Source organism: Acinetobacter gyllenbergii CIP 110306 = MTCC 11365 (assembly GCF_000413855.1).
In the GTDB taxonomy this organism is placed as follows: domain Bacteria; phylum Pseudomonadota; class Gammaproteobacteria; order Pseudomonadales; family Moraxellaceae; genus Acinetobacter; species Acinetobacter gyllenbergii.
This window is the reverse complement of sequence record NZ_ATGG01000056.1, coordinates 1-9,497: the sequence shown is the minus strand read 5'-3', so window position 1 is coordinate 9,497 and position 9,497 is coordinate 1. Positions and strand designations below refer to the sequence as shown.

Here is a 9,497-nt window from a genome sequence, read left to right as displayed (position 1 = left end):
AGCAAAGCCAAGATAGGTGGTGGAAAATTTAGGCCATTGCGCGCAATTGAAAAACCTTAGCGTGCTATATTTTCCGTTTCCTGAGACGACCCCTACAAGGGCCGTAAGCCGTCACTGACTCCTGAACAAGTGGCTCTGCTGCATCAACGTCTTGAATCTGGCGACTACAAAACCAAGCGAGCATTGGCGAAGGAGTTTGGGATTTCTGCGCCAACGCTGTATCGGTATCAGTAGTAGTTCCAGCTATTTGATATTATTTGTCTATCTATTGAAAATTTTTCTGAGTAAAACAGGGTCGGCATCCTGAACTGAGCTTGCTCCAATTTTATTTGCTGCTAACCGTAAACAGGAATCGACCGATACAAACCAACTTGCCATCAAGTAGTAACTGAACCGATACTGTCGTAATGCGCCGACCCGCACGAACAATACTGGGGACTGCCTGTAACGTACCTATAAATGCTGGCCGCAGGTAATCAAAGGTCATCGTGGAGCATAAGGGCAGCTCATTATCACCACGCTGACGGGCAAGATAGGCGGCGGCGGCCACTTCACCAAAACTCGCGAGAATGCCGCCATGAAACGTGCCAATCATCGGGTTGCCGATATGCGAATCACGAAAGTCCATAAAGTACTGTATTTCTCCATGTTGCATTTCCTCACGAAAACCTAGAAAATCGACAAAAGGCTCGTCACACAATTTTAGTGGGGGTGTTTCCGCGCTCATCTGATTTACTATACTCATATCACTCGCCTCGCGCTTCATTGCTGTCAAAAGAGGGTCCCATCGTGCCGATTGCGAAAGAACCAGTGACAGTAGCCAGTAGCTCACCACTGTCTTCTGCAACCGCTCGGCCCGTGATAAAGGCCACCGTATCGGTTCTACCAATGCAATCCACTATCGCCTTTAAACCTACCGCAGAGGGAATACGTCGCAAAAAATCGACACGCAAATCAATAGTGGCAATCGGCTCTAACGACCGCAATGACGAAAAAATAGATAAGCCGCAAGTCGTATCCAGCAGCGTCACCAAAGCCCCTCGATGCAGTGAGCCTTTACGGTCAGAGAGTTGCTCAGAGAAGGGCATCGTCATCTCGGCATGACCATCGCTCACTGCACCAACACTAATATTGAACATATTGAATAAAGGGTGATTAGTACCAAAAAACGCCTTAGCCATGGTCAGGTGTGCCGTGTTATTACTGTCCATTTTTGAACTCCCGCCATTGCTGGCTGATTTTATTGCGAAAAAATTAGCGGCACGTCTCAAAGTGCAAGGGCGGCATCTGTATAATTACGTTCGGCCTGCATCACCGCCACAATGGCCTCTTCAATGGCGGCATATGGAAAGTTTGTGCTTTCCGAGGCAGACTTCAAACACATGGCTAATGCCGTCCATGCTTTTTCGCAAGCCCTCATTAACAGGGGCAGTCGATATTGCTGTACACTTGCGTCATAGTGAACCGCTTCATCAAGGAATTCAGCGTACATTTTGCGGAAGCCGCCGCCACCTGTGCCACGCTTTTCAATAATTTGGTAGGCAAATCGGGTCGTCCAGTGCCAATCGCCTGTGGCTCCCCAACGACTCAGTTCGGCCAGCCATGTTTCCAGTGCCGATATGCCACTCACAGCTAATGACTTGGCGTTGTCATGGATGACACCGGTAATCATCTCGGGGGTAATTTCGCCTTGAAACGCGGTGGGCGTGAACATATTGCCATAGTGAATAAATGGGGGCTGTGTAGAAAAACGTGCGCGGGTCAGTGCCTCTCGCGTCACCGACAAAACACTCGGACGCTCGGTATCGGTGACAAATACCGCACCTGTCTCTGGATTTCTCGACCAAGCGGCTATGGCGTGACCGGGAAAGTGCGTGCTGCTGTTGAAGTAAGGTAAATAAAAAATATCCGTCAGCAACAGGGTGGGGTGACCCGCATCCAAACATTTCTCCAGCGCGGTGGCTGCCGATTCGGGTGACTCGAAGGTTTGCCACTCAAAGGGTATACCGATACTTTCAAATACGCGCGCTTCAAACCCCAAAGACCGCACATGCACTAAAAATGGCACAGGGGCGTCAGCCATTTCCAAATAGGTCACGCCAAGCCCTGAGCCTAATCCAAAGCACATGGCCTCGGAAATATTCAGCCCATTAAACTCGAGCAAATCACGAATTGCGGAGCTGCCACAATGCCTCCCGATGGCGTGCGTGATACGGGATGGAGTCTTATAGTTGGTCACAGGTTTTTTGCCTCTTCGTGAAAATCTGGATTAAGGATGCCTCTTGTCATCATCTGCCATATCGCATCCGCGATCTGTTCAAGATTGTACTTACCATTTTCTTTATACCAAGTGGCAGCCCAGTTTATTGCTCCTAGCCCAATCAGTCTTAACAGATCTGCATCCACATCGTTTCGGATACAACCATAAGACTGCAGATCATCAAGAATTGTCTGCCAATATCGCTCGTATCTGTCTCTCTCAGCAATAATCTGCTCACGTGCGACTCCATGTACCGAGCGCCACTCAAACAACAACACATAAACCATATCGTCACCCGACATAAGGATATCGACATGTGTCTGCAGTGCCGATTGCATTTTTTTGAGTGGATCTTGAATCGCGGAAGTCGCCTCAACAATCCTGTAAATAGTTCTCTCAATAGCAAGCCGCATCATATCAACCAAAATATCGTCTTTACTACGATAGCGGTAATGCAGACTGCCTGGAAGAATACCACAAGCACTGGCAATTTCTCGCACACTGGTACGCTCAAAACCCTTTTCTCGAAACAGCTTGGCAGAAGCGGCTAATACTCTCTCGCGGTCAGCAACTTCGACTCGCGTAGATTCACTACTCAACATAGTTTGACTCATAACATTATATCAATAAGACAGGTTACTCGACTTGGTCAAGTCGAGTCGAGTCTTTCACGGTCTCTCCTGATCTATACAGCTTTTGCAATGGGGACATTAAAAACAATTCGTGACGCTTCCATAGGGTCTTGATGCTTATCATATTCAGCCAGCCAAGAATTAACCTTTTCTGGGATTTCGGTGTCGCTAGGATGGAAACCTGGCTTAAACCAGTCCAGATAGCGTGGAATAAGTCTGGTAATCAGGCCACGTGGTCCATAGAGGCGATAAAATCCCTTAGCAAGCACCAATGGCTGACCTTGTAGTTTGTCAATTTTCAACATATGCCAAAGAACTGAGCCAACCACCGCATGTACCAGTAGCGTTCCGATAATCAAAGCAGATGCGCGGGTGAAATACCCCCCACCTGCCGCTGTTTCGTAAACATCAAAGGCTACTGTTTTGTGTTCGACTTCTTCTACCCCATGCCACATGAACATGGCACGCATTGCGGGATGAGCATTCTTGAACATCTCACCCTCACCCTCCATAGCACCCTCGCCTAGTACAGCAGTAATATGTTCAAAGGCAGCTGTCATGGCCAACAGATACTTGGCGGGCAGGTGTTTTTGGGAGAGCCGAATAAATAATTTGAATCTTGCGATGACCTTTTCGACATGAATGCCTTGCGACTGCATCACCGCATTATACTGGTCATGCACAATGCCATGTTGCGCTTCTTGGCGAAAAAAGTTTTTGATATCTTCTCTCAGTTTAGGATCTGTGACCAGATCCTGATAGTTACGCACCGACTGAATAAAAAAACGCTCTCCATCGGGGAAGTGAATAGAAAGTGCATCAAAGAAGCGTGTTAACACCGGGTCACCGTCGTTCCAAAAAACTGGAACATCACTTAAATCAAACCGCGGCTTACGTGGCTGGATATTGATCATATGAGTCATGGCGAGAGTTTCCTTGTAAAGGCATCGAATGTCTGTAAACCTGCTATCACATTTGACCTTGAGCAATATTTTTCACCTTGGTCAGGCACAGCAAATATCACACAAGAATTCAACGGGTATTGGTCAAATGACCAAATGCATATTTTGAATATATTGGTCGATTGACCAAATGTCAAGCCTGTCCTCAAAATTTGATAGAATGAGTTAACAACGCAGCAGGTGAGCCAGATCATCTTTGACATCGAATATAGCTACCAGACCTTTTGGCAGAGGTGTTTTTTTAATGTTAGTTTTTTTACATTAGAGTGTGTTGACGTTTGAAAATATTGATTGCAAATTGGAGGCAGACTCAGAGAATTAAAGCTCTCCCCATCCGAGTCCACCATGCCACGCTTTATGCTGAACGACCAACATTGAGCAAAGATTTCTCCTATGCTCAAGCAACAGGACATTGATCACAAACCAAATTTACGGCTCACCGTAGAAGCCATGCTCTACAGAATGTGGGTGAAATGTCCATGGCTAGACCTACCTCCTGACTGAGTTTGGTCAGCAGCCTAATCTCTACAAAAGATACAACGACTGGTCAGCAAAAGGTTTTTTCCAAAGCATACTCAGGGTTTTATCTACTGACTCTGATATAGAGTAGGGGTTATGGATAGCAATTACGTCAAGGCACATCAACATAATGCACGTGCTGCAACTCACGATCAGGAGGCGATTGGCTTAAGTCGAGGTAGCAAGACAAGTAAGATCCATCTTGCCGTAGATGGGTATGGATTACCCATCGTGTTTGCGATCACGGGTGGTGAATTACACAAAGCCAAAGCTGCACCTGACTTGCTCTCACAGGTATCTATCGATGCCATTCTGATTAACATCTGAATCAGCGTAATGCAAATCTAGCCTGATGTAGTTTTAAGCTACCCCATCAACGCCTGTACCGCAATCGACTCATCCGCCAACCGCAGTGGATCGACCGCCGTACCAGCCGTGATCAGCTTTTTGCTTAGCATAAACTCCTGCGGACGATTCACACAATCCGCCGCAATCAGGCGACCCGCCTGCAAATAAAACGCTGCAAAGCTACGCCTTTGCTGCACATCACCCCGAATCACGATCTGATCATACCCCTGACTGAGTCCCGCAATCTGCAACTTTAGATCATACTGATCTGACCAAAACCAAGGCAAACTCTTCGAGGTCCGCTGTAAGCCACACAAGGTCGCCGAGGCAATTTTGGCCTGTTCATTGGCGTTTGGTACCGACTCCAAGCGCATCCGCCGCTGATAAATCGGATTAAACGCATTGGCACAATCCCCGATGGCCACAATCTCTGGCGCACTGGTACGGCAATACTCATCAATCACAATACCATTGTCCACCTGCAAGCCCGCGTCCAGCGCCAACTCGATATTCGGTACAACCCCGACCCCGATGATCACCAGATCTGCATCGAACATCGAACCATCGGCACACAGCACCGCTTGCGCCCGCCCCTCACCCGTGATCGCCGTGACCGACACACCGGTATGAATCGTCACACCCTGTTCGCGATGAATCCGCGTATAAAAGTCCGACACTTCCGGTGCAGTTACCCGCTGCAAAATCCGCTCGGCGGCTTCCAAGACCACCACCTGCATGCCCTGCTCGGTCAATGCGGCGGCTGTTTCAAGACCGATATAGCCACCACCGATCACCACTGCTTTGCCGTTGGGTTGTACAAATGGCTGGATAGCCTGTACATCGCTGATATTTCTAAGATAATGCACACCTGCCAAATCAGACCCAGCCAGCGACACCGTCCTGACTCGTGCACCGGTACACAGCGCCAACTGGTCATACGCAAGCGTACTGCCATCTTGTAGTGTCACGCTGCGCGCTGCCCGATCAATCGCAACCACCCGCCCGTGCCGAAATTCGATCTGATTTTTTTGATAAAAAGCGGCTGGCCGAATCAATAACTCATCGACCAGTTGTGCACCGCATAAAAAGGTCTTGGACAACGGCGGTCGATGATACGGCAAATACGGCTCATCGCCGATCACCACAATCTCGCCCTGCCAGCCATCTGGCCGCAGACTTGCCGCCAACTGCGCCGCAGCATGACTTGCGCCAATGATGACGATTGTTTGCATATGAATTCACTCAGTTCATGGTTGATGCACAGCATCAATTGTTGCCGACGACAGTTGCAAAATGCCTCTGTCGCCTATTTTGATACCTACGCTTTGGCAGTCAGTTTGACCATCATCTTGGCATAGCCGCGCACAAAGTTAGACTGCACCAACTCTGGCTCACCCAATACCTCAATATTGTCGAAGCGAAGCAATAACTCCTCCCACAGAATCCGCAACTGCATCTCGGCCAAGCGATTGCCCATACAGCGATGCACACCAAAGCCAAATGACAAATGATTGCGTGCACCTTTACGATCAATCAAAAACGCATCTGGCTGTTCAATCACCCGCTCGTCACGATTGCCCGAGGCATACCACATTAAGATCTTGTCGCCCTTACGGATGGTTTGGCCGTGCATCTCGATGTCTTGCTTGGCGATGCGACGCATATACGCCAGTGGGGTCTGCCAGCGAATGATCTCGGACACCATATTTGGAATCAGGCTCGGTTGGTTTTTCAGTTTGACAAACTGCTCAGGAAACAGGTTCAGCGCATATACCCCGCCGGTCATGGAGTTCCGCGTGGTGTCATTCCCACCGACAATCAGCAAGGCCAAATTGCCCAAAAACTCCATCGGACGGTGAATCAAATCCTTGGTATCGTCATTGCTCAGCATTAAGCTAATCAAATCAAATCCCATCGGCTCACCTGCCGCTTGCTGAGCCGCCTTGGCATGCCACAGCGCGGCAAACTGCTTGGCCATATCAGCGGCGGCATTAAAAAGCACATCGTTGTCGCTAATCTCACCGCCCGTGGCTTCTGCGCTGCCCGCCAACGTATCAGACCAGTACACCAGCTTGTGCCGCTGTTCATACGGAAAATCTAACAAGGTCGCCAGCATGCGTGCGGTGATTTCTTTGGACACCCGCTCCACCCAATCAAACGGCGTATCGAGCGGCAAATCATCCAAAATCTCTTGTACCCGACTGCGGATCAGCCCTTCCATTTCTTTTAAATTTTTCGGTGCGACCACACCTTGTACCGCTTGACGCTGCACATCGTGCTTAGGCGGATCCATTGCAATAAACATTTCCACATCCAGTCCGGCGGGCGGCTTGCCAATCACAATCACCGGTTCCGCCGAAAACAGCTCGTGGGATTTGTCCACGAACACAATATCGTCATAACGGGTAATCGACCAAAATGCACCGAATGGACTGCTTTTTTGGTAATGAACAGGACGCTCGTCGCGTAGCCGCTTAAAGTATGACTGCCATTGATGCTGTCGATATAAAAACGGATTGCTCATATCGATGTCTTCGAGCTTGAGCGTGGCAACATCGGGGATTGGCTTTTCTACAAAATCAGGGAACGGTTGCGCCTGTGTCACCCGTTGCTTGACCTTTTGGAACACCTGCATGCCTTTCACTTGTAAATGCATGGGTATCGGCAGCAGGGCTGAAATTTGGTTTAGTGTGGCTTGCATGTTTTTCATGATTCATTCCTCAATGATGATGCTTAACAGCTGTTGAAATCTGCCGTCACTACATTTGAAACTCAGGCAAATGCACCACCATGCCATCCATTGCATCGGACAATTGAATCTGGCACGCCAAACGAGACGACGCCGTACCTTCTGGTACCATCTCTAGCATGCGCGCCTCTTCGTCATTGGGCTGTCCTGTCGCCGCCAGCCAAGCACCGTCAACGATCACATGACAGGTTCCACAAGCACATTCGCCACCGCAATCTCCATCAATGCCGGATACGCCGTGATCGATAGCCAGTTGCATCAGCGACTTGCCCGCTTCGATGTCAAGTACGGTGGCGGTACCGTCATACTCGATCAATGTAATTTGACCCATTATTACTACTCCTGTGTGGTATACGGTTGCTGGTGACGCCGATGAAAATAGCCATCCCTCTTTACTCATAATAGACATGTATCCATACTGCTTACAGGTCTCTTGTTGACAATATAGGGTCATTAAAAGACGATTATGGCGCTGTAGCCCCATCGTCGATTGCATTTTTCTAGTCGATGTTCTTTCATACTGGTCTGTTATTGAGGTGTTTGAGCCATGTTGCATCCAAGTCTGCTGACTGGTCTCGCCAGTACAAGTGAATCTGCTAATATCCCCTGTAGCTATACCCGTCTGATTGGCCGAGAGCTGGACTTGCAGGCGCGTGACCTACCTAAACTATTAAAATTCACCACGCTGACCGCTGAACAACTGATGCGTGACGACACGATGATCACGGCCAGCCAACAGATTCAAATCTTACAAAATAGCTTGGAGTTGTCCGCATCCGATCAGTTTGGCTTGCGTTTAGGGCAGCGGCTCACGCCGTCAACACATGGCTCGATGGGCTTTTTAATCAATAGCAGCCCGAACTTATTGGCCGTGTTACAAGCGTTTCAAACTTTTTTGCCGACCCGTATGAGTTTGATTAGGCTCGAAACACACACCAATGCTGAGTGGACGACCTGCTTGATTTTCTTTGAGCAGACCTTGAGTCATGCAGTACATCGGCTACTGTCCGAAACTGTTGCGGTGATTTTTTCGGAATGTGCCGAATTTATTGTTGGACGACCGCTGACCGAGGCGGTGATTCAGTTTAGCCATCCCGCCCCCGATCATCATGCCTGTTACGCGGATTATCTTGCCGGTACCTATCAGTTTGATCAGCCACAACTGTCGATCCGAGTGCCGACCGAGTTGTGCTTGATTGCCAATGCATCCGCGCAGCACGATAGCTATCTGCTGGCGATGCAACAATGCGAAATGATCCTCAACCGGCTCAAGACCCAACAACACAGCACCACCTACCAAGTGCAAAAAGCCATGCTGTCCTATCCGCTCGGGCAACTGAGTGAAGAGGATCTGGCTGCAGCCTTGTTTATGAATAAGCGTACGCTGGCCAGACGTCTGGTCAAAGAGAACACGAGTTACCGGCTGATTCGAGATCGGATTTTATCTGAGAAAGCCAGTAGTTATTTACATGACCCTCAAATATCGGTCGAGGCAATTGCCAGCTTACTGAATTACCACGACTCTGCTAATTTTCGGCGCGCGTTTAAACGCTGGTTTGGTGTATCACCAAGTGCTTATCGGCGAAAAATCACCCATCGGCAAGAAGAAAATGACCTGAGAGAATGAGGTTGTTCGTATGATTGTTAATACGTTGAAACATCAATACGCCCTAGAAAAATACCTTAAAACGCTATGTCAGAGATGGCAATCATATGGCAGCCCTCCACTTCCAATCCGATAACCTCAACTCAACCCAACGCTTGCAACCCGCTGTGAACTCTGTAGAGGTTTTAATTCCCATTGCAGCCCATCCACCGTCAATGTCTTCAGTTAGGGGTCGTCTCAGGAAACGGAAAATATAGCACGCTAAGGATTTTCACTCCGACTTCTTTTAACGATATCCAACACGGTATTTTTGCTTAGATTGACCAGCCGACCGACTTGTCGATAAGAGTGTCCAGCAGACACCAACTCCAACACTTTAGGTGCCAGACGATCTGACTTGGTGCGTTGACCAGGACGACGA

The 9,497-nt window shown here is 48.8% G+C and carries 11 protein-coding genes and 1 pseudogene; 3 read left to right on the top strand and 9 right to left on the bottom strand.

What is annotated here, in order from left to right; genetic code table 11:
- Positions 1-111: 111 nt before the first annotated feature.
- Positions 112-234, top strand: a pseudogene (locus F957_RS21390) (helix-turn-helix domain-containing protein); the annotation flags it as partial.
- A gap of 91 nt (positions 235-325) precedes the next feature.
- Here the strand turns inward: F957_RS21390 and F957_RS01400 are convergent.
- From F957_RS01400 to F957_RS01420, 5 genes are all read right to left on the bottom strand, one after another.
- Complete coding sequence (locus tag F957_RS01400; protein WP_000029507.1) at positions 326-745, bottom strand: PaaI family thioesterase; 420 nt, start codon at positions 743-745, stop codon at positions 326-328.
- A gap of 1 nt (position 746) precedes the next feature.
- A complete protein-coding gene (locus tag F957_RS01405; RefSeq protein ID WP_000378064.1) occupies positions 747-1,211 on the bottom strand; it encodes a PaaI family thioesterase in 465 nt (154 codons plus the stop codon).
- Between the two features lie 56 nt (positions 1,212-1,267).
- The gene (locus F957_RS01410) at positions 1,268-2,239 is read right to left on the bottom strand and encodes a BtrH N-terminal domain-containing protein (RefSeq protein WP_000186299.1); all 972 of its coding nucleotides are present in this window, start codon (positions 2,237-2,239) and stop codon (positions 1,268-1,270) included.
- Entirely contained in the window at positions 2,236-2,862 is a 627-nt protein-coding gene (locus tag F957_RS01415; protein WP_000952904.1) for a TetR/AcrR family transcriptional regulator, read from the bottom strand. The genes F957_RS01410 and F957_RS01415 overlap by 4 nt, the downstream gene beginning before the upstream one ends.
- Positions 2,863-2,945: 83 nt before the next feature.
- Positions 2,946-3,815: a metal-dependent hydrolase gene (locus F957_RS01420; protein WP_000149466.1), complete on the bottom strand. Its 870-nt coding sequence runs from the start codon at positions 3,813-3,815 to the stop codon at positions 2,946-2,948.
- Positions 3,816-4,469: 654 nt separating this feature from the next.
- Between F957_RS01420 and F957_RS01425 the strand changes: the two genes are divergently transcribed.
- On the top strand, positions 4,470-4,700 hold the full coding sequence (locus tag F957_RS01425) for an IS5 family transposase (RefSeq protein ID WP_004656998.1): 231 nt from the start codon (positions 4,470-4,472) through the stop codon (positions 4,698-4,700).
- 38 nt (positions 4,701-4,738) lie between these two features.
- Here the strand turns inward: F957_RS01425 and F957_RS01430 are convergent, their stop codons facing one another.
- From F957_RS01430 to F957_RS01440, 3 genes are all read right to left on the bottom strand, one after another.
- Positions 4,739-5,953, bottom strand: a complete 1,215-nt coding sequence (locus F957_RS01430; RefSeq protein WP_001193555.1) for an NAD(P)/FAD-dependent oxidoreductase — start codon at positions 5,951-5,953, stop codon at positions 4,739-4,741.
- An 86-nt stretch (positions 5,954-6,039) separates the two neighbouring features.
- Positions 6,040-7,422: a cytochrome P450 gene (locus F957_RS01435; RefSeq protein WP_009516417.1), complete on the bottom strand. Its 1,383-nt coding sequence runs from the start codon at positions 7,420-7,422 to the stop codon at positions 6,040-6,042.
- 58 nt (positions 7,423-7,480) lie between these two features.
- A complete protein-coding gene (locus F957_RS01440) occupies positions 7,481-7,801 on the bottom strand; it encodes a 2Fe-2S iron-sulfur cluster-binding protein (RefSeq protein WP_004658513.1) in 321 nt (106 codons plus the stop codon).
- Positions 7,802-8,017: 216 nt separating this feature from the next.
- Between F957_RS01440 and F957_RS01445 the strand changes: the two genes are divergently transcribed.
- Entirely contained in the window at positions 8,018-9,097 is a 1,080-nt protein-coding gene (locus F957_RS01445) for an AraC family transcriptional regulator (RefSeq protein ID WP_004658508.1), read from the top strand.
- Between the two features lie 240 nt (positions 9,098-9,337).
- Here the strand turns inward: F957_RS01445 and F957_RS21970 are convergent, their stop codons facing one another.
- Positions 9,338-9,463, bottom strand: a complete 126-nt coding sequence (locus tag F957_RS21970) for a helix-turn-helix domain-containing protein (RefSeq protein ID WP_228128566.1) — start codon at positions 9,461-9,463, stop codon at positions 9,338-9,340.
- Positions 9,464-9,497: the final 34 nt, after the last annotated feature.

Coding starts and splice junctions, on each gene's coding strand:
- F957_RS01400 (WP_000029507.1), bottom strand. CDS start 745: ATGAGTATAGTAAATCAGATGAGCGCGGAAACACCCCCACTAAAATTG.
- F957_RS01405 (WP_000378064.1), bottom strand. CDS start 1,211: ATGGACAGTAATAACACGGCACACCTGACCATGGCTAAGGCGTTTTTT.
- F957_RS01415 (WP_000952904.1), bottom strand. CDS start 2,862: ATGTTGAGTAGTGAATCTACGCGAGTCGAAGTTGCTGACCGCGAGAGA.
- F957_RS01420 (WP_000149466.1), bottom strand. CDS start 3,815: ATGACTCATATGATCAATATCCAGCCACGTAAGCCGCGGTTTGATTTA.
- F957_RS01425 (WP_004656998.1), top strand. CDS start 4,470: ATGGATAGCAATTACGTCAAGGCACATCAACATAATGCACGTGCTGCA.
- F957_RS01430 (WP_001193555.1), bottom strand. CDS start 5,953: ATGCAAACAATCGTCATCATTGGCGCAAGTCATGCTGCGGCGCAGTTG.
- F957_RS01435 (WP_009516417.1), bottom strand. CDS start 7,422: ATGCAAGCCACACTAAACCAAATTTCAGCCCTGCTGCCGATACCCATG.
- F957_RS01440 (WP_004658513.1), bottom strand. CDS start 7,801: ATGGGTCAAATTACATTGATCGAGTATGACGGTACCGCCACCGTACTT.
- F957_RS01445 (WP_004658508.1), top strand. CDS start 8,018: ATGTTGCATCCAAGTCTGCTGACTGGTCTCGCCAGTACAAGTGAATCT.